Genomic DNA, 18,327 nt, shown 5'->3' with positions numbered 1-18,327 from the left:
CCACAGACCTATCCACAGACTCAACCCTCAAAAACAACAAAAAACGAGTCGGAATATGTCAAAACGAGTCGGAATGGTGGTTACATCTTACGCAGCTCGCGGCGCAGGATTTTACCGACATTGGATTTGGGCAATTCTGCGAGATAGGTTATCTTGCACGGGACCTTGTAGGGGGTCAGGTTTTGGCGACAGTACTCTGTAATCGACTCGTCGTTCAATTCTGCCTCTGGCGCTTTGACCACAAAGAGGCTGACGCCCTCGCCCGTCTTTTCGTCAGCAACTCCGACGCAGGCACATTCTATAATCCCATCACAGGCTGCGACAACTGCCTCGATCTCATTTGGGAAGACGTTAAAGCCAGACACGATGATCATGTCTTTCTTACGGTCCACAATGCGAAGAAAACCAGCCTCATCAAAGACACCAATATCGCCAGTGCGAAAATACCCCTCTTTGGTAAAGACCTCAGCATTGGCATCTGGCCTGTTCCAGTACCCCGCCATCACCTGTGGGCCCTTGGCACAGATCTCGCCACGCTCTCCCGTTGGGACTTCGGTGTTATCTTCCCCCAACAGGATGATATCTGTCGATGGCACCGGCAATCCGCAGGAACCCGTGAACTCGGCTCCACCGATTGGAACCCCGGTCAACAACGGAGCCGTCTCCGACATGCCGTAGCCTTCGGTGATATGCCTGCCGGTCAGCGCTTTCCAGTTGTTTGATGTGGTTTCCAACACGGCAGATCCGCCACCGAGCGAGAACACATGTTTCGAGAAATCGATTTCTGCTGCTCTTGGGTGCGCCGCGACACCCGCAAATAAAGTATTCACCGCAGGGAACATGGTGATGCCGGCATCTTTGATGGTGTCTATAACTGCGTCCATATCACGGGGATTGGGGATCAGCAGTATTCGCCCACCCAAAGACACATAGGCCAACGAAATAGTCAGGCCAAATATGTGGTACAGGGGCAGCGCGCAAACCATGGCCTCGACATTTGGACGCGAAGCCTCGGGCCAGTTTGCTTTATACTGCTCCAGATTGGCCACCACATTGCGATGGCTAAGAACAGCCCCCTTTGAAGGGCCGGTTGTGCCGCCTGTGTACTGAAAGAAGATATTGTCGTTACCTGTCAAATCTACCTGCTGATATTCCAGATCTGCGCCGTGGGTAAGGATATCGGCGAAAGAAATGACATCGGCCAGCCTGTCATCAACCACTGGCGATGGGACTGGGAGATCCATGCCATCGCTTAGATCAATGGATACCACCGTGTCGATCACAGTTTTACCAATGATGTCTGCCAGAACCGGTGTTGAGCCGCCAAAGATCAGAATTGTCTTGGCCCCTGCATCATTCAGCTGATGCTCAAGTTCGCGCGCTGTATACATAGGGTTGACGTTCACCTGTACCGCCCCTGCCCTAAGAATTCCTAGCATGGCGATGGGAAACGCAAATGTGTTCGGCATCATCAAAGCAATACGGTCACCGCGTTTAACCCCCATCTTAACCTGCAAATAGGCGGCTACGGCGCGTGACTTTGCCTCGACTTCTGCATAGGTCATCGATTTACCGAAACATTCATAGGCTATGTTATCGGCATAGGTTTCGGCTGCTTCCTCAAACAGCGCCACAACCGAGGGGTACCGGTCAGCATTAATCTCTGCCGGGACGTTCGCACCATATGTTTTCAGCCAATTCCTCATATCAATATCCCCATAGCCCAATTTGTTTTGCGCGTTTCAGGTACGCAGCAACCACCCGGTCCCGACTTCTGAAGGTTACAGAAACTTCACCAGCTTGCGAAACATTTCGATGTTACTTTCATTCACGCCCTGCTCGCGGAATTTTCGATCCGCGCCTGTTGACACAATCACCACATCACGAGACCGATCAATGTAAAAGTATTGCCCATAAACGCCGCGGGCAAAGAACTCACCCTCATGTGCATCTTTTGGGATCCACCACTGATAGCCATATCCTGTTTGTCCGGGTTTGGTGGGAGCTGATGCGCGGGTGGACTCAGCGATCCAACCTGCTGGCACAACTTGCTGACCGCCATAGTTACCGTCCTGTGCGATCATCGAGCCAAAGCGGGCAAAATCGCGGGCCATAAAGTTTAGCCCTCCCAGCACAAAGGCCACTCCGGCACCGTCCGTAATGTAATAGCCATCCCGCTCCAGCCCTAGAGGCGCCAGGATTTTTTCTGTCAGCAAAGACGGAACATCGCGTCCAGTGGCACCGCGGATCACCATGCCAATCACATGGGTGTCAATCGAAACGTATTGCCAGGTGTCGCCCGGCGTGGCGAAGCTCTCTTTCAGATCCGCTGCAAACTGATCCAGAGTGCCGCCCAACGCGATAACGCGACCCATGCGGTTAATGTCGGAATCATAGTCCAGATAGTCCTCGTCAAAGGTGACGCCGCTAGCCATATTCAAAACATTGCGAATACTGGCACCGTCATAGGCGCTTCCTTTCAGCAGGGGCACATATTTGGTGACCGGATCATCAATCGAGGCAACTGCGCCCTCCTCCATCAACACCCCAAACAGGGCGGAAAGGTAGCTTTTGGCGACCGACCAGGAGATCCGCCGATCATTGGGGGCAGTGCCAAGATAATAGCTTTCGTGGCGGATCTGACCGCCCTGCAACACCAGCAACGAGGTTATAGCGCGATCTTTGATCCATTGATCAGTGCCCGCAGGAAAGGTCATTTCAGCGCCCTGCGGAAGCGGGCTGATCGCTTTACCCCCGCGCGCCAGTGGAGTGGTTTCAAAGGCGCCTTCCATATTGGAGAAGTTGCCAACGATTTTCTCTTCTGCAAACAGCGAGTTCACCGCCAACAAGCGGGTAAACTCTTCGCGTTTCCACAGCCCAAGCGCCACGATAACAAGAGACAGCACCAACACTGACCGAACAATGATCCTTAACGACCGACGCATTTGCGTTCCTCCCGTTTTCGCCAGCCAAGCCTGTGCTGGCAAATAGGGCAACCCGGACGCTACGGAAGTTACGTTACTTGAACTTGCCCAGCAGTTTTTCAAGTGGCGATCGTTGATCGGGTTGGGCATCAACAATAGCTTTTTGAACCACTTGCTCTCCCTGCCCTTTTGACTTTGAGTTCGAGCTGCGCGGTGGCGCGACGCGCAAGGCCACCGCATTCATAAAGCGTCCACCATCCCCGACTGCCAATGACGCCGCCCCATCCGAGATGCCGCGCATCAAATCATCCAGCCAGCCTTCGTCCGCTTTAGGAAAATCACGCAATACATAGCCTGCAACCGCGTCCTTGTGGCCCGGGTGGCCTATGCCCAATCGTACCCGGCCATAATCCGCCCCGATATGCGAGTGGATTGAACGCAAGCCATTGTGGCCGGCATGACCGCCGCCCTTCTTGACCCGGCATTTTCCCGGTGCCAAATCCAATTCGTCGTGCAAGACGGTAACATCCGAGTTTTCGATCTTGTAGAACCGCATAGCTTCGCCGACAGCCTGACCAGACAGGTTCATAAATGTCTGCGGCTTGAGTAGTAGCACCTTGGTGCTCCCAAACTTACCTTCGCAAAGTTGGGACTGGAATTTTGATTTCCAAGGAGAAAACCCATGATCCGACGCAATTTGGTCCAAAGCCATGAAGCCGATATTGTGCCGGTTTCGCGCGTATTTACTGCCCGGATTCCCAAGGCCGACGAAAAGTTTCATGCGGCACCTCGCCATTTGTGTGTTCGGTTGGCTTGATGCACTGAAACAGATGAGAAATCCAGAGTGCGAGGGCGCAGAGTTGCCCCCGCACAAATTAACAGGGCACAACCGTGTTGGCCATGGAAGCTTCATCCCGGAACAGAACCTTGCGATGAATGTTATCGCCACCTTCGGATGTCCATTCATAGCCCTTCATAACAGTAGAGGTACCAGTATCGTTATGGCGGTCGGCAAGTACTGTATAAACCTGCTAAGCGGACTTGATTGCATCTAGGTTATCGATTGGCGGCATGCCCGTCGGCAAAGAGGCAACAATCTCCATTGCGGAGTCAAAATCCGATCTCGATTACTCGAACTTAGCTCGTCGTACCACAACCTACCCTACTGAGTGGACAGAACCCGTGGATCGCCTTACCAATTTGGGTTTCCAAAACAAAAAACGGGGCCCCCACAAGGACCCCGTTTCACATTTGCCAAAGACAAATTCTTATTCTTCAGCTGCGGCTTCTTCGCCTTCAGCTTCGTCTTCATCGTCAGCACCCGACGAACGCAGCCCAGATGGGGCCGAGATGTTGGCAATGACAAAGTCACGATCGATTGTTGGACGAGCACCTTCAGGCAAGTTAATCGACGAGATGGTGACAGTATCGCCAAGCTTCAGGCCTGACAGATCCACAACCAGCTTCTCGGGGATGTCACCAGCAGTCACAACCAGCTCGACCTCAGGACGTACAGCGTTCAGAACGCCGCCCTGCTTCAGGCCAGGCGCTTCGTCTTCGTTGATGAACTCGACCGGAATGAACAGCGCGATTTCCGAAGTACGGCGTAGACGCATCAGGTCCAGGTGTGTTGGCAGATCTTTGACAACATCACGCTGCACGTTGCGGCAGATAACGCGGACGTCGTCGTGGCCTTCAACTTTCAGGTTGAAAAGGGTCGACTTGAACCGGCCAGCTTTCAATTTCTTCAACAGAACATTGAATGGGATATTGATTGCCAGTGGATCAGTGTCGCCACCATAAACGATACCTGGGACAAAGCCGTCGCGACGTGCCTGACGAGCGGCGCCCTTGCCTGTCCCCGTCCGTTCCAGAGCTTCGAGATTAGGAATCTCTCCAGCCATGATAATTCTCCAAATTGTAAGGGCGGGAATCCTCCAAGGCTGTATCCCCGCGTGAAGCCGCGCGTATAGAGGAAAGAGATACGGATGGGAAGAGGGGAAACAACCAAGGAAAAGAACCGCAGGCGTTACCGCTCAAACTGAATTCGAATGGGGCTGCTACGGTTATTGACGGTTAAGCGCAATGTTGAGCCCCAAGGCAACCAAAACACCCCCACCCAGTCGCTGCGTTAAACGACCAGCAGAACCGGACCTGCTCAAAAGCCCTGCAACCCGGCCGGCCAAAAGCACACAAAGAATATCGGCGCTGGAAAACATGACATTCACAATTGTACCAAGAAGGAGCAACTGCGCCCAGATTGCCAGCCCTGCTTCCGGATCAACAAACTGTGGCAGAAACGCAAGAAAGAATATTGCTGTTTTGGGGTTAAGAACTTCAACTGTGACGCTTTCCCAAAAGGCCCGCTTAGGGCTCTTTGCCGAGACCTCGATAGCGCCCGTTGACATGGGAGCACGAGCGCGGAACATCTTAATGCCCAACCAAATCAAATATGCGGCTCCGCCAAATTTTAAGCCCGTATAAAGGATTGGCACCGCTTGAAACAAAATGGCCAGACCAAAGGCTGCGGCAAGAACATGAACATACCCGCCGAAATGTATACCCAGAGCCGCGAACCAACCGGCTCGTTTGCCACGAGCCATAGTTTGCGCCGCCGCGTAGAGCATAGCTGGCCCGGGCATGTAGGCAAAAATGCCAGTGGCCAGAAAGAACGCGATAAGAATTTCAGTCGACGGCATTGAGTAAACCCGTTGTGGCATGAACACGATTATGGAGTAGCGGCTAAGCCGCTATACTCCAACCTTTTTCGTACTGCCGAATTTACTGCCGCTGTGTCACATTGAGTTCGCTAGGATACAGGCCCTTCCTTACCTGCCCCAAGTTCAGGCCCAACGCCCTTCAAACCCCTCAGGAACCAGCAGGTTATCGCGACTGAGATCGTCTACTTTTCTCACGCCGCAGAGCCCCATAGACGTCTCCAGTTCTTTATGGATCACCTCGAGTGACTTGGTCACCCCAGCCTCACCCATGGCACCTAGCCCGTATATGTAGGCCCGACCGATGTACGTCCCCTTGGCCCCCATCGACAGGGCTTTGAGCACATCCTGGCCGGATCGAATGCCGCTATCCAAATGCACTTCGATCTTGTCACCAACCGCGTCCATGATTGCAGGTAACGATTTAATAGCACTCAACGCGCCGTCCAGTTGGCGGCCGCCATGGTTGGAAACGATGATGGCATCTGCACCAACGTTCAACGCCTGTTTGGCGTCTTCTGCGTCCAAAATCCCCTTGATGATCAATGGCCCGTCCCACATTTTTCGGAATTCGCGAATGCGGTCCCAATCCAGTGATTGATCAAAGGCCTGGGCTGTCCACGTGGTCAGAGATGAGGGGTCGGTGACGCCACTTGCATGGCCAACGATGTTGCCAAAGAACCGCCGTTTGGTTCCCAGCATACCCAGCCCCCAACGTACCTTGGTCATCATATTACTGACTGATTTTACTGTCAGTTTGGGCGGAGCAGACAATCCGTTTTTCAAATCCTTGTGCCGTTGCCCCAGCAGTTGCAAATCAACGGTGATCACCGCAGCGGAGCATTTTGCATCTTTGGCACGGTCAAACAGGCGCCGCATGAAGTCATCGTCGCGCAGGGTATAGACCTGCATCCAGAATGGCTTGGTAGTATGCTCTGCCACGTCCTCAATCGAACAGATTGACATTGTCGAGAGCGTATAGGGGACGCCAAAATTTTCAGCAGCACGGGCCGCTTTGATTTCACCATCAGCGTGTTGCATGCCAGTCAAGCCAACCGGTGCTAACGCTACAGGCATAGACACATCCTGACCAATCATCTGACCTGCCGTTGACCGCCCAGTCATGTCTATTGCAACTCTCTGACGTAGCCGGACCTGATCAAAATCAGTGGTGTTCTCGCGAAAGGTCTGTTCGGTCCAACTGCCACTTTCCGCGTAGTCGTAAAACATCCGTGGCACCCGATTTTCATAGATGCGCTTTAAGTCGTTGATATTGGTGATGGTCGGCATGCGGTGTCGCTCTCACTATCTTTGGTAAATAAAAATTACCAATTCCACACCGAGGCTGCAACCAAATTCACAAATCCTCATACAGACCCTTGTAAGTACGATATCGCACTATATTTAGTGCGATATCGTACTAATGAGGTGATCCATGACAATTTCCAGACGTAAAGCGCTTTCTATCATTGGTGGCGGAGCAATTCTTGCCGCAGCAGGCACCGGGCTACACGTGACACGCAAACCAAACAAAGCATTGGCGCCTTGGGCAGCTGCTGGACAATATGACGAAATTCGCAAACGCGCCCTTTCTTATGCCATTTTGGCGCCCAATCCCCATAACCGGCAGCCTTGGATGGTCGACCTAAGCACTCCAAATCAGGTCAAGCTCTTTGTCGACACCAACCGCTTGCTGCCGCACACCGATCCATTCAACCGCCAGATCACTATTGGCCTTGGTTGTTTTCTTGAAGTCTTACGCATGGCGGCCGCACAGGATGGTTATGCCGTGCAGCTAGACCTATTCCCCGAAGGGTCAGACACCGAGGAACTGGACAGCCGTCCCGTCGCTATCGCTCATTTCCAGAAGTCCGAAACCGTTAAACCTGATCCTCTTTTCGCCCATGTGATGCGACGGCGAACACAAAAAGAACCGTTCGATATGGACCGGGCCGTTAGCGACGATGATCTTCGCAGCCTGATAAGCACGCCCCAATCCGGTACGCGACGGTGGGCGGACAACTCTGACCAATCCGTGAAACACTATCGCACGTTGTCCGAAGAAGCCTTGATGATCGAAATTGAGACGCCGCACACCTACCGTGAAAGCGTTGATTTGTTTCGCATTGGTCGGGCAGAGGTTAACAAAAACCCGGACGGCATCGACTTCTCCGGCCCCTTATTTGAAACTCTCAACCTATTTGGCCTGTTCAGCCGCAAAGCCGCTCTGGACAAAAACAGCGTGACCTACACCGGAGGAATTGATGCAGTTCTGTCAAATACTCGAACTGCAATGGCACATATCTGGATCACCACAAAGGGCAACACGCGCGAAGACCAAATTGCTGCGGGGCACGACTGGGTGCGGCTGAACCTGCAGACCACCGGTTTAGGCATGGGGCTTCAACCACTGAGTCAGGCCTTGCAGGAGTATCCTGAAATGGCCGATCACTATACCCAGATTCACAAAGAACTAGCCGAAGACGGCGAAACCGTGCAAATGTTTGCCCGTCTTGGATATTGTGCTCCAGTGCCGGAAAGCCCGCGCTGGCCCTTAGAAGCAAAGATCATAAATGCCTGACACACGGCCATCGCCCTATTTTGTGTTGTTCAACGAAATAGGGATTATCCATCAGCTCAGCCGCACCTTGTTAGAGGAGCGGTTGCCTGATGGGTTGCTGAGCTCACATTTTGGCGTTCTCAACCACTTAGTGCGCGTTGGCGAAGGCACCACTCCTCTCGCCATCGCCCGTGCATTCCAAGTCCCCAAGACCACGATGACTCATACTCTGGGTGGATGTGTCAAACACGGACTCATCGAGATGCGGCCAAATCCCGATGACGCGCGCAGTAAGTGCATTTGGCTGACCAGCAAAGGGCGCGAAATACGCGAATCCATGGTTGCTCAGGCGGCGACAGGGTTCGAAGGCTTTGCTGAGCATTTTTCTGAGGAGCGTATAGAAACGCTTTTGCCCGTTCTGACAGAGATGCGGCAGTTCCTGGATAAGGCACGCGACGCTACGTAGCGAGGCACTATGTCGCAACTCTTCATTAGTACGGTGTTTACGATGCGCTGATAGGCCCAAATAGGAACTATTGGAGATCGCAATGAAGGGTATGGTATTCGTGGAACTCTTCCGCATGGCCGAAACGGTCATGAGCGAGGAGGACCTGGACAACATCATCGATCACATCGATCTCAGCACTGATGGCGCATATACTTCCGTTGGAAACTACCCCTGTAGCGAGCTGATAAAACTTGTCGTGGCGATAGGTGATCAGTTGAATATTCCCGTCACGGCATTGCAGACAAAATTTGGCCACTGGATGTTTAGCCGCTTTGTCGATGGGTACCCAGAGTTTTTTGAAGGTAAACAAAACGCCTTTGAGATGCTCGAGGCCATTGAGAACGAAGTGCACGTCGAGGTGCTAAAGCTTTACCCTGATGCCGAACTCCCAACATTTTCGACCCAACGGTTTTCTGGCGGCGCAGGTCTGAAAATGACCTACAGCTCGGATCGCCCCCTGAACCACTTTTGTCTTGGGCTGATAGAGGGGTGCGTCGAACATTTTGACAGACCTGCAGAGATAAAAATGAGGGATTGTTCGGAAGACGGGCGTTGTAGGGCTGAATTCATGATCGAATGGGCCAAATAAAGACTATGGCACGACCTGAATACGACCACCCAATCACACAACTGCCCGACCGTGTGTCCAGACGGCGGTATGAACGTGAAAAACGTGCCCGACAGGAGGCTGAACAGCTACTGGAAGCCAAGAGCCGGGAACTGTATGACGCCAACCTTGCCTTGCAAAAGCAAGCTGCTGGATTGGAAGAGGCGGTCGCGCAACGCACTGCAGAATTTGAAGCTGCTAGAAATGAAGCTGAATCTGCAAACGCAGCAAAGTCCATTTTTTTAGCCACCATGAGCCACGAAATTAGAACGCCATTAAACGGCGTTCTGGGCATGGCCACAGCCTTGGCTGATAGTGACTTAACAAGCGAACAAGAGGAAATTCTCGACCTTATTTCTGACAGCGGCAACCTGCTGCTGTCGGTCATCAACGATATCTTAGACCTATCAAAGGTTGAGGCCGGGATGCTGGAAATAGAGAATGTTCCCACCTCTGTTTGTGATTTCCTAGATGGAATGTGCGCCCAGTTTGCCCCAAAGGTCCGGGAAAAAGGGCTTCGGTTTACGGTACTATATAGCGGGCTGCTATCCGCTGGAGGCGTTTGGGCCAAATTCGACCCAAACCGATTGAGCCAAGTCCTTGGCAATCTACTGTCAAATGCCATAAAATTCACTACCAGCGGCGCCGTTGCGTTCACAGCCGAGGCCGTGCATTTGGAAAACGGCAACTTGCAACTTAACCTGATAATTCGGGACACTGGCATTGGTGTTCCTGAAGAAAACAGTGAAAAGTTGTTCCAGCCATTTACTCAGGCTGACGCCAGTATCACGCGCAAATTCGGCGGCACAGGTCTGGGACTGGTGATTGCACGTGATATTTGTAGGATGATGGGTGGCGACATTACCTGCCTTAGTGCAGCAGGCGACGGCACCGAATTCACCGCCTCAATTCAAATGGCACCGGCCAAATGCCCCGAAACAACGAAAGGGTTGCAGTTAGCAGAAAACGAAACCGTTCTGAACCAGCGCAGGTGGCGTGTTCTAATAGCAGAAGACAACAAGACCAATCAGTTGGTTCTGAAGCATATGCTCAAGCGCTATGATCTGGAACTGGTGATTGTCGCCGACGGTGCAAAAGTTGTTTCAGAATGGCGCAGTAACGGCGCAGATCTTATACTGATGGACGTAAACATGCCGGTTATGGACGGGCTGTCAGCGACGCAAACGATCCGGGCAGATGAACTGGAAGGCAAACACCAACCTGTGCCAATTGTTGCCATATCTGCCAACGCCATGGTTCATCAAGTTTCCGGCTACCTTGAAGGCGGCATGACGGGACATGTGGCAAAACCAATCCGAAAAGCAGAATTGATTAGAGCGATGGCTTTAGCGCTAAGTGAAACGGCCACTGCTCCAACCTAAAGCTCTCTGGGTTAGCCTCTGTGCGCACCATCAGACAGGCTTTTCACAAACGCCAGCACTTCTGCAACAGACTTGCCAGCGCCAATCTGGCTAACAATTGCGCTGCCAACAACTGCACCGTCTGAAATCGATGCAATTGTCTGCGCGCGTTCCGGTGAATTGATGCCAAAACCAACGATAACCGGCAAATCAGTAGCTGCTTTGATACGCGCAACCTCAGGGCCAACATCGCCCGCTTCAGCCTCGGCAGCACCCGTGATACCCGTGATCGACACGTAATAGACAAAGCCCGAAGTGTTTTGCAGCACCCGTGGCAAACGCTCATCATCGGTGGTTGGGGTGGCCAAACGGATAAAATTCAGACCCGCTTTTTGCGCGGGAATGCACAGCTCGTCATCTTCTTCTGGCGGCAGATCAACGACGATTAGCCCGTCAATGCCTGCGGCAGCGGCATCTACCAAAAACTTATCAACGCCGCGCGAATAGATCGGGTTGTAATAGCCCATCAGCACAATCGGAGTGGTGTCGTCGGTCTTGCGGAACTCAGCCGCCAGATCCAATGTCCGCTGCAAGGTCATGCCGCCATCAAGAGCACGCTGACCAGCCAACTGAATTGTCGGACCATCCGCCATCGGGTCGGTAAAAGGTAACCCGAGTTCGATGATATCAACGCCTGCAGCGGGCAAGCCTTTGACGATTTCCAGCGACGTGTCAAAGTCTGGATCACCCGCCATTACATAGGATACAAATGCTTTTTTTCCTGCAGCCGACAATTCGGCAAATTTGGCATCAATGCGGGTCATGATCGGGCCTTTTCCTGTTTACCCGACGGATGTGCCGAAAACTGACGCGAAAATCAATCCCACCCCTGCGTTTCCCTCTTAGTCCCGAATTGGTAGATGCCAGCGTAACAGAAATGCATTCACGCCTGGGTTGTGGACCGCGGTCGATGCGTTTGATTTGTGCGTTAACGCCAACGAAATCCCCGAGCCATTTGCAAACCGGCGGCCTAGTGCGATCAAGCTACGGATTTCGAAAGCGGACCCTAAATCGTTGCGTGCATGTCGCTCTAGGTAAACCCCAGGCATCACGCTACCTTCAACAAACCAATTGTTTGACAGCGGCAATTGGCCAACCAGTCCAACGCCCAAATGCAGATCGCCGGTGCCATGCACTGTAAATGCGCCCCCCAACCCAAGCAGAAAATCGCTAGAATCGCGAATGGGTTTGTGGTGGTACTCGACTAAGGCAACACCACCATCTTGAGCCAAACCATTTGAAAAATCGGCAAATCCGGCCCCAACGATCCAGTCTTGCGCCGCCAGTGCATTGCTCGTTGCCAGTAATACGACAACACTCCACCGAGCCCTCATACCGTTGATCCTGCTTGCCAATACATCCAATGTTATATGGAGTGCCAAATTGTCGTAGCAAGTTGCCAACCACTTCTTGGCCTAGAATGAACCGAGCCGCTTGTATCAACGTCAATTGAAGCCTAGAAGCACCGCTGACATGGCATTAGGAGGTCGTTATGGGCTTTAAAATGGGGATCGTAGGGCTACCGAATGTCGGTAAGTCTACATTGTTCAACGCATTGACCAAAACCGCCTCGGCGCAGGCGGCAAACTTTCCATTCTGCACGATTGAGCCCAATGTGGGCGAAGTCGGCGTACCAGACGCGCGACTAGACAAATTGGCTGCCATTGCTGGTTCAAAACAAATCATCCCAACCCGGATGACATTTGTCGACATTGCCGGACTGGTCAAAGGTGCTTCGCAAGGCGAAGGACTCGGCAATCAATTCCTCGCCAACATTCGCGAGACCGACTCGATCGCCCATGTGCTGCGCTGTTTTGAAGACGGCGATGTGACCCACGTCGAAGATCGCGTTGATCCAGTTGCAGATGCTGAGACCATTGAAACCGAACTGATGCTGTCTGACCTTGAAAGTGTCGAAAAGCGCCGTACCAATCTGGTACGTAAACTAAAAGGCAACGATAAAGAAGCCCAACAGCAGGATCGCCTGCTCGCCGCAGCCCAAGAGATGCTGGAAGACGGAAAACCGGCCCGCTTGGTTGAGGTTGACGACGAAGACCTTAAGGCTTGGAAGTTGCTACAGCTGTTGACCAGCAAACCGGTTCTATATGTTTGCAACGTTGGCGAAGAAGAATCTGTCGAGGGCAATGCCCATTCTGCCAAAGTTGCCGAAATGGCCGCAGCGCAGGGCAATAGCCACGTCATCATCTCAGCACAGATCGAAGAAGAAATTTCTCAACTTGATCCGGAAGAGGCTGAAATGTTCCTTGGTGAGATGGGCCTGGCTGAAGCTGGATTGGACCGGCTGATCCGCGCCGGTTACGAACTTTTGCATCTGGAAACCTATTTTACAGTAGGCCCAAAGGAAGCGCGCGCCTGGACCATCCGCAGTGGCACTGGCGCACCGCAGGCGGCTGGTGTCATTCACGGCGACTTTGAAAAAGGTTTTATCCGGGCCGAGACTATTGCTTATGATGACTTCATTGAAAACAACGGCGAACAAGGTGCCAAGGAAGCAGGCAAAATGCGGGCCGAGGGCAAAAGCTATGTGGTGCAGGACGGTGACGTCATGCATTTCTTGTTCAACACCTGAGCCACGGAGAGCGCCATGACAGTCAAGATGATCATAGACACCGATCCGGGCATCGACGACGCCATGGCGATTTTCTATGCCGCAGCTGCGCCGGAAGTCGAATTGCTGGGGCTGACCACGGTTTTTGGCAATGTGTCGACACCAACCGCCACTCGTAACGCCTTGCGCCTGCTTGAGGCCACAGGACTGGACTTGCCGGTAGCTCATGGCGCCGAGACGCCGTTAGCGCTTCCACCCTTTACACCATCAGCGCATGTGCATGGAGATGAGGGGTTCGGCGACATTCCGGCAGCCACTCCTAAACATCAGCAGATTGACGAGGATGCCACTGAATTTCTGTGCCGAATGGCGCGTGAGCACAAGGGAGAGCTGGTTGTTTGTCCAATCGGACCGCTGACCAACATCGCTCACGCTATTCAACGTGACCCTGAATTTGCGAAAAACGTTGCACGGATTGTGATCATGGGCGGCTCTCTTCACGAAGGAGGCAACATCACCCCCCACGCTGAGGCCAACATCTATCACGACCCACATGCGGCTGATGTAGTGTTTAGTTCTGGCGCCAACGTGGTAATGGTCGGGCTGGACGTCACCCATCGGATCCTCTGCACAAAGTCCGACTTTTCCGCTATTGCAGCCCAATCCCCTGAACTGGGCGGCATGCTGCAACAAATGTCGGTATTCTACCTGAAATTCTATGAATCTGTCGACAAGTTGGACGGCTGCTCGCTCCACGATCCGGCAGCAGTTATAGCCTGCACCCATCCGCAGCTGTTCACGACCCTTTCCACTCCTTTACGTGTTTCATGCGAAGGCGAAACATCAGGCGCAACTCTCGCGGCACCTGACAACAAACGCCCCCCGGTTGACGTCTGTATTGATGTTCAGTCAAGTGAAGTAAAATCTCTATTCCTCAAACGCTTGGCTCTCCTGCCTTAACCCCGCCGCCTGGCCGTGTTGTTGATTTCTGGGTCCGACCACATCCGACAATTTCCCTTTGTTGACGCGCCCTCACAGGGCCATCGCTCGGCCCGCAAGAAAAATCAAAAAATGGACTTTTTTCCCTTGTTCTCGGAGCCACTGCGCGGATATACCGATCAACGGAGACGTGGCCGAGTGGTCGAAGGCGCTCCCCTGCTAAGGGAGTAACGTGCAAGCGTTCGAGGGTTCGAATCCCTTCGTCTCCGCCACCCACCATTTTCATTCAATTCTGTTGGTACTCATTCAACCCCTTACGGGGCTGTTTTTGTTGGTATATCTGCATTCGTTGTTGCTTTTCATTTCTCTTCGATTAGACTCGTTTCTATTCATTGCGTGGTAGAAATCGTGGTATTTTTGAGGGGCTGATCGATGTCTGGAATTGATATTTTTGAGTTACGTAGGCTGGTTGCAAGTTTTCCAAGCGAGCCCGGCAGAACAATCGCGCTAGAGCAGAGAATTCAGATCGGCGCAGGGTTTCATGACAAGTGGTACGGTTCCCAAAGAGAGCACTGGCTCGGCTGGCTTTCCCTGAAAGTGCGCGAGAATGAGTTGGACGGCAAGGCATTCCAGCCTTCAAAAATCTGGAGCGGGTTGAAGTGTAGCCCCATGATGTTCTGGTTGGCCGAGGTGGCTGGAGTAGATAGCAAAATCTTAGGTCAGCTTGAGGCCGCTTCGGTCGCGGCGGCAAAGATCAGACCAAAAGACGGAAACCCACACGGCGTCGAGTTTCGAAGAATCCTGCCTTGGAGTGAAGTCAATGCTTTGCTGACAAATTGTGCCCCTCAAAGGACTACTGCAGAAGCTGATCAGATTGGCAATGATGCCATTAGGAAATTAATCGCCCACCTCCCAACTTACCAAAAGTACCTACCACACATGAAGGGAGACTGACTTGGCTGTCCTGGGCGGAAAGCTGACAAAGAATTTGGTCCGAACCCTCGGCCCCGGTCGTCACGGTGACGGGAGCGGTTTGTACCTTGTGGTCGATCCATCTGGCGCAAGGCGTTGGATTGTGCGTGTCACGGTGAAGGGTCAACGCAACCGCGAAGGCAAACCTTTGCGGACGGACTTTGGGCTTGGTGGCGCTGATGTCGTGACCTTGAATGAAGCGCGTGATCGCTCCTTGGAATATCGCAGATTGGCAAAACGAGGCATCAATCCGCGCTACAATGGACGACAGGAAATTCCCTCTTTCGAGGAGATCGCGCGACAAGTTCATATTGAGCGTTTGCCAACTTGGAAGAACCCAAAACATGGACAGCAATGGATCAATACGTTGGCCGAGTATGCTTTTCCCAAGATAGGACGGTTGCCAGTATCGGAGGTTGGTCAACCCGAGGTGCTACAGGTCTTACTGCCAGTCTGGACCGCGAAGCACGAAACCGCCAAGCGCCTTGCGCAACGTATCAAAGCGGTGCTGGACGTCGCGAAGTCGAAAGGGTTCCGAGATGGTGAAAACCCTGTGACGACGATCCGCGATGCCCGGGTGCTGCCTCAAGTAAAGCAGAAGGTGAAGCACCACAAAGCCATGCATTGGGCAGATGTCCCTGCCTTCTACGCCGAGTTAGCAACAAAGGACGCGATGGCCGCGAAAGCGCTCATGTTCACTTGTCTGACCGCGAGTCGGACAAGTGAGGTGCTCAATGCCCGATGGGAAGAGTTCGATTTCGATAAGCAAATTTGGATCGTACCAGCTGAGCGAATGAAAGCAGATCAAGTACATCGTGTTCCGCTGACCCCCCAGATGCTCGCCATTGTCGAGCCGCTGAGGAGGTTGCGATCGGAGATGGTGTTCGAGGGCCAAAAACGACACAAGCCAATGTCAAACATGGCAATGTTGATGCTCTTGCGACGAATGAAGGTGGAAGGCATCACAGTGCATGGATTCCGTTCAACATTTAGAGACTGGTCCGCCGAGCAGCCAGGCGTCTCTCGAGAAGTGGCGGAGCTAAGCTTAGCACACAAAGTTGGAACTGAAGTCGAGCGAGCCTATGCTCGATCTGATTTGCTTGAAAAGAGACGACAGCTTTTGCTCGATTGGAACCACTTCGTGGTTGTTGCTAGGAATGCCTGAAATTCTTGTACCAACTGACGGCCATGCATTTGTGAATGCAGAAAGAGCGCAGTGGTTCGCTTTGGAGACGCTTTTTGTGTCCCGGTCTCGAAGGCTTGATTTTGAAGATTTGTATCTGGGCGGCTTGTCAAAGTGCTTTCAAGAGTGGGTTCTAGAAAGAGCTGGACAGGCGGACGCGCCAATTACGGCCAGCCATTTGAAGTTTCTCGCAAAGACGGAACGTTTGCGCGCCCTCATTGATGCCCCGGAGAACAATATTTGGCCAGTTATTGAACGCGATATTTTACCTCTTAGCATGGTCATTGACGGCGTAATCAACGGTGCGAGCCAAAGCGAAGCCTTTGCCGCAGTCTCTTCGGCTTTTACGGCACCCGGAGGATTTAGGGGTGCTTTTGAGCATGACCCAGAGTTCAAGGATAATTTCCCATTGCCACTACGGCGTACCAGTGTTGATAGGCTTGAACAGGTTTGGAGAAAGTATCGCGACATTTTTCAATACGTCGTTATCTGGCGTGCCGGATGTGACTTTTCACGATCTGGTGGAGTGAGAGGGAAAGTGCCGGATGCGCACAATGTCTTTCAAGAGATTTCCTCAATTTTTAAGGCCGCTTCTCGAACAAAACGCATAAAGCTGCCCGAACCAACCATACTCAAATTTGTCACCAGCGATGAGTACGAACAGCACAAAAAAGATTCCTAAAACCAAAATAGTGTATGTTGATTGAACGTAGTCCGGCAGCATTGGATCGAACGAAACAATGCAAGGACAATCCGAATGCGTCCCAATATATTTGAGAATGATCGTGTTTACGATGACAGTGACATTGAGCTTGATGTAATCGCCCCTCGCACCAAAAGAGCGCAATGGCGGCATCGTAGAGTGGGGCCTAACTTTTTGCGCTTTGGTCGGCGTATCAAATACCATGGCGCAGACCTGAATGTCTGGGTCGATCAGGTCCTGGTGGTTAACGAAAATTCAACCGCCTAAACGAACAAAACCTCGCAAGAGCGAGGCTTCGTCTGGTTAGTTCTAGCAAGAAAAACTTAGATGAAACTCGTTCCTAAATCAAACACAAAAACTGAAGGTCAGCTGGGCTGGCAGACCATTCCTTTTTGTCGAACGAAGGAAACGACACCAATGGCAGAAATGAAATTTGTCAAATGTCAAAGCAAAATCCATGAAACTGAAGAATGGATTGCGTTGGCAGAAGATCCAACCGCAAGAGCCGCATATTTCGCAGCCCTTACTAGTTTCCGCGCAACTTACCTGGGCTTATTCCGATACCCTAAGCGAGAGTTTTCCTTTGAGAGTCTAACCCCACCAAATGAAATCGATCGGGTGATTGAAGCCTTGGTAAGAGCTAGGCTGATCGAATACGATCATGAGCACGGCTACGTCCGGCTGGTCGGGTGGTTTTATGGAACTTACGCTCCGGAAAACAAATCTACGGTCATCTCGCGAACGAAAAGCTACCTCAATAGCGAACTACCAACCGCCAAAATAGTGACCCGTTCGATGGCTGAGTTTGTTTGTGGAAGTGCGGTTCGTACTGGGCAGTACGACCCCGAGAGTGACCATGGGCCAGAGGTGATAGAAGTGCTGCGCGACTTTATGGTTAGGGTGTTTCCTCGATACCCTGATTTGAAAGACGCAATCAACGCTGAAATTGCGAGAAGAGCACTGCATACATCTCCAGAAATCATTGATGTCGGCTACTCAATACTCACAACTGAAGTTCTCCCAAGACCGTCAGTGCAGGGTGTCGCCACGGTGCCGTCACAGAAGAGAAGAGAAGATTCAAAAGAGACTAAGAAAAGAGCGCAGGAAGATGAGCCCATCAAGGTTGCATCAATGCCGAGACAAGCCACTATTGACTCGGCGTTTGCCAAAGAGGCGGTCATGGCGTCTCTGAAATGGTGATCCAAATCTTAGCGGAGCAGTTGA

Annotated in this window: 19 protein-coding genes, 1 tRNA gene and 1 pseudogene; 12 read left to right on the top strand and 9 right to left on the bottom strand. The window is 52.3% G+C overall.

Translation table 11 applies throughout. The features are described from left to right. Positions 1 to 80: 80 nt before the first annotated feature. From GO984_RS22640 to GO984_RS22610, 7 genes and pseudogenes are all read right to left on the bottom strand, one after another. The gene (locus tag GO984_RS22640; RefSeq protein WP_157024811.1) at positions 81 to 1,706 is read right to left on the bottom strand and encodes an AMP-binding protein; all 1,626 of its coding nucleotides are present in this window, start codon (positions 1,704 to 1,706) and stop codon (positions 81 to 83) included. A gap of 75 nt (positions 1,707 to 1,781) precedes the next feature. Next, on the bottom strand, positions 1,782 to 2,945 hold the full coding sequence (locus tag GO984_RS22635) for a serine hydrolase domain-containing protein (protein WP_157024810.1): 1,164 nt from the start codon (positions 2,943 to 2,945) through the stop codon (positions 1,782 to 1,784). A 73-nt stretch (positions 2,946 to 3,018) separates the two neighbouring features. After that, positions 3,019 to 3,705, bottom strand: coding sequence for an aminoacyl-tRNA hydrolase (pth, locus tag GO984_RS22630; RefSeq protein WP_157024809.1), 687 nt, complete (start codon positions 3,703 to 3,705; stop codon positions 3,019 to 3,021). Between the two features lie 94 nt (positions 3,706 to 3,799). After that, positions 3,800 to 3,937: pseudogene (locus GO984_RS24055) on the bottom strand (DUF3604 domain-containing protein); the annotation flags it as partial. A gap of 255 nt (positions 3,938 to 4,192) precedes the next feature. After that, the gene (locus tag GO984_RS22620; RefSeq protein WP_157024807.1) at positions 4,193 to 4,828 is read right to left on the bottom strand and encodes a 50S ribosomal protein L25/general stress protein Ctc; all 636 of its coding nucleotides are present in this window, start codon (positions 4,826 to 4,828) and stop codon (positions 4,193 to 4,195) included. 162 nt (positions 4,829 to 4,990) lie between these two features. After that, positions 4,991 to 5,623, bottom strand: a complete 633-nt coding sequence (locus tag GO984_RS22615) for a LysE family translocator (protein WP_157024806.1) — start codon at positions 5,621 to 5,623, stop codon at positions 4,991 to 4,993. Between the two features lie 144 nt (positions 5,624 to 5,767). Continuing rightward, entirely contained in the window at positions 5,768 to 6,931 is a 1,164-nt protein-coding gene (locus GO984_RS22610; protein WP_157024805.1) for an alpha-hydroxy acid oxidase, read from the bottom strand. Positions 6,932 to 7,076: 145 nt separating this feature from the next. Between GO984_RS22610 and GO984_RS22605 the strand changes: the two genes are divergently transcribed. The 4 genes from GO984_RS22605 to GO984_RS22590 all read left to right on the top strand — a co-directional run bounded on the left by GO984_RS22605 (position 7,077) and on the right by GO984_RS22590 (position 10,698). Further along, on the top strand, positions 7,077 to 8,222 hold the full coding sequence (locus tag GO984_RS22605) for an Acg family FMN-binding oxidoreductase (RefSeq protein WP_157024804.1): 1,146 nt from the start codon (positions 7,077 to 7,079) through the stop codon (positions 8,220 to 8,222). Continuing rightward, positions 8,215 to 8,667 (top strand): MarR family winged helix-turn-helix transcriptional regulator, encoded by a 453-nt coding sequence (locus tag GO984_RS22600; protein ID WP_157024803.1) that lies wholly within the window; start codon positions 8,215 to 8,217, stop codon positions 8,665 to 8,667. Before GO984_RS22605 ends, GO984_RS22600 begins: the two co-directional genes overlap by 8 nt. A gap of 82 nt (positions 8,668 to 8,749) precedes the next feature. Then, on the top strand, positions 8,750 to 9,298 hold the full coding sequence (locus GO984_RS22595) for a heme NO-binding domain-containing protein (RefSeq protein ID WP_157024802.1): 549 nt from the start codon (positions 8,750 to 8,752) through the stop codon (positions 9,296 to 9,298). A gap of 5 nt (positions 9,299 to 9,303) precedes the next feature. Next, positions 9,304 to 10,698, top strand: coding sequence for an ATP-binding protein (locus GO984_RS22590; RefSeq protein WP_157024801.1), 1,395 nt, complete (start codon positions 9,304 to 9,306; stop codon positions 10,696 to 10,698). 11 nt (positions 10,699 to 10,709) lie between these two features. Here the strand turns inward: GO984_RS22590 and trpA are convergent, their stop codons facing one another. Both trpA and GO984_RS22580 read right to left on the bottom strand, forming a co-directional pair. Continuing rightward, on the bottom strand, positions 10,710 to 11,501 hold the full coding sequence (gene trpA, locus GO984_RS22585) for a tryptophan synthase subunit alpha (protein WP_157024800.1): 792 nt from the start codon (positions 11,499 to 11,501) through the stop codon (positions 10,710 to 10,712). Between the two features lie 78 nt (positions 11,502 to 11,579). Then, positions 11,580 to 12,071, bottom strand: coding sequence for an acyloxyacyl hydrolase (locus GO984_RS22580; protein ID WP_157024799.1), 492 nt, complete (start codon positions 12,069 to 12,071; stop codon positions 11,580 to 11,582). Between the two features lie 158 nt (positions 12,072 to 12,229). Here GO984_RS22580 and ychF point away from each other — a divergent pair, with 158 nt between their 5' ends. The 8 genes from ychF to GO984_RS22540 all read left to right on the top strand — a co-directional run bounded on the left by ychF (position 12,230) and on the right by GO984_RS22540 (position 18,303). After that, positions 12,230 to 13,327, top strand: a complete 1,098-nt coding sequence (ychF, locus tag GO984_RS22575) for a redox-regulated ATPase YchF (protein ID WP_157024798.1) — start codon at positions 12,230 to 12,232, stop codon at positions 13,325 to 13,327. Positions 13,328 to 13,342: 15 nt separating this feature from the next. Further along, complete coding sequence (locus tag GO984_RS22570; RefSeq protein ID WP_157024797.1) at positions 13,343 to 14,266, top strand: nucleoside hydrolase; 924 nt, start codon at positions 13,343 to 13,345, stop codon at positions 14,264 to 14,266. Positions 14,267 to 14,429: 163 nt separating this feature from the next. Next, a tRNA-Ser gene (locus tag GO984_RS22565) sits at positions 14,430 to 14,517 on the top strand. Positions 14,518 to 14,677: 160 nt separating this feature from the next. Continuing rightward, positions 14,678 to 15,199, top strand: coding sequence for a hypothetical protein (locus GO984_RS22560; RefSeq protein WP_157024796.1), 522 nt, complete (start codon positions 14,678 to 14,680; stop codon positions 15,197 to 15,199). A 1-nt stretch (position 15,200) separates the two neighbouring features. Further along, positions 15,201 to 16,382 (top strand): tyrosine-type recombinase/integrase, encoded by a 1,182-nt coding sequence (locus GO984_RS22555; protein ID WP_157024795.1) that lies wholly within the window; start codon positions 15,201 to 15,203, stop codon positions 16,380 to 16,382. After that, on the top strand, positions 16,375 to 17,082 hold the full coding sequence (locus GO984_RS22550) for a hypothetical protein (protein ID WP_157024794.1): 708 nt from the start codon (positions 16,375 to 16,377) through the stop codon (positions 17,080 to 17,082). The genes GO984_RS22555 and GO984_RS22550 overlap by 8 nt, the downstream gene beginning before the upstream one ends. 75 nt (positions 17,083 to 17,157) lie before the next feature. Beyond that, complete coding sequence (locus tag GO984_RS22545) at positions 17,158 to 17,370, top strand: MerR family transcriptional regulator (protein WP_157024793.1); 213 nt, start codon at positions 17,158 to 17,160, stop codon at positions 17,368 to 17,370. Positions 17,371 to 17,430: 60 nt separating this feature from the next. Beyond that, entirely contained in the window at positions 17,431 to 18,303 is an 873-nt protein-coding gene (locus GO984_RS22540) for a hypothetical protein (protein ID WP_157024792.1), read from the top strand. Positions 18,304 to 18,327 lie beyond the last annotated feature (24 nt).

This window comes from Parasedimentitalea huanghaiensis (genome assembly GCF_009753675.1).
GTDB classification, from domain to species: Bacteria; Pseudomonadota; Alphaproteobacteria; order Rhodobacterales; family Rhodobacteraceae; genus Parasedimentitalea; species Parasedimentitalea huanghaiensis.
Note: the sequence above shows the minus strand (reverse complement) of the source record. Positions and strands in the feature narration are given on the sequence as shown.

Bases quoted from the DNA above. Each gene is read 5' to 3' on its own strand.
- GO984_RS22640 (WP_157024811.1), bottom strand. From the start codon at position 1,706: ATGAGGAATTGGCTGAAAACATATGGTGCGAACGTCCCGGCAGAGATT.
- GO984_RS22635 (WP_157024810.1), bottom strand. From the start codon at position 2,945: ATGCGTCGGTCGTTAAGGATCATTGTTCGGTCAGTGTTGGTGCTGTCT.
- pth (WP_157024809.1), bottom strand. From the start codon at position 3,705: ATGAAACTTTTCGTCGGCCTTGGGAATCCGGGCAGTAAATACGCGCGA.
- GO984_RS22620 (WP_157024807.1), bottom strand. From the start codon at position 4,828: ATGGCTGGAGAGATTCCTAATCTCGAAGCTCTGGAACGGACGGGGACA.
- GO984_RS22615 (WP_157024806.1), bottom strand. From the start codon at position 5,623: ATGCCGTCGACTGAAATTCTTATCGCGTTCTTTCTGGCCACTGGCATT.
- GO984_RS22610 (WP_157024805.1), bottom strand. From the start codon at position 6,931: ATGCCGACCATCACCAATATCAACGACTTAAAGCGCATCTATGAAAAT.
- GO984_RS22605 (WP_157024804.1), top strand. From the start codon at position 7,077: ATGACAATTTCCAGACGTAAAGCGCTTTCTATCATTGGTGGCGGAGCA.
- GO984_RS22600 (WP_157024803.1), top strand. From the start codon at position 8,215: ATGCCTGACACACGGCCATCGCCCTATTTTGTGTTGTTCAACGAAATA.
- GO984_RS22595 (WP_157024802.1), top strand. From the start codon at position 8,750: ATGAAGGGTATGGTATTCGTGGAACTCTTCCGCATGGCCGAAACGGTC.
- GO984_RS22590 (WP_157024801.1), top strand. From the start codon at position 9,304: ATGGCACGACCTGAATACGACCACCCAATCACACAACTGCCCGACCGT.
- trpA (WP_157024800.1), bottom strand. From the start codon at position 11,501: ATGACCCGCATTGATGCCAAATTTGCCGAATTGTCGGCTGCAGGAAAA.
- GO984_RS22580 (WP_157024799.1), bottom strand. From the start codon at position 12,071: ATGAGGGCTCGGTGGAGTGTTGTCGTATTACTGGCAACGAGCAATGCA.
- ychF (WP_157024798.1), top strand. From the start codon at position 12,230: ATGGGCTTTAAAATGGGGATCGTAGGGCTACCGAATGTCGGTAAGTCT.
- GO984_RS22570 (WP_157024797.1), top strand. From the start codon at position 13,343: ATGACAGTCAAGATGATCATAGACACCGATCCGGGCATCGACGACGCC.
- GO984_RS22560 (WP_157024796.1), top strand. From the start codon at position 14,678: ATGTCTGGAATTGATATTTTTGAGTTACGTAGGCTGGTTGCAAGTTTT.
- GO984_RS22550 (WP_157024794.1), top strand. From the start codon at position 16,375: ATGCCTGAAATTCTTGTACCAACTGACGGCCATGCATTTGTGAATGCA.
- GO984_RS22545 (WP_157024793.1), top strand. From the start codon at position 17,158: ATGCGTCCCAATATATTTGAGAATGATCGTGTTTACGATGACAGTGAC.
- GO984_RS22540 (WP_157024792.1), top strand. From the start codon at position 17,431: ATGAAACTCGTTCCTAAATCAAACACAAAAACTGAAGGTCAGCTGGGC.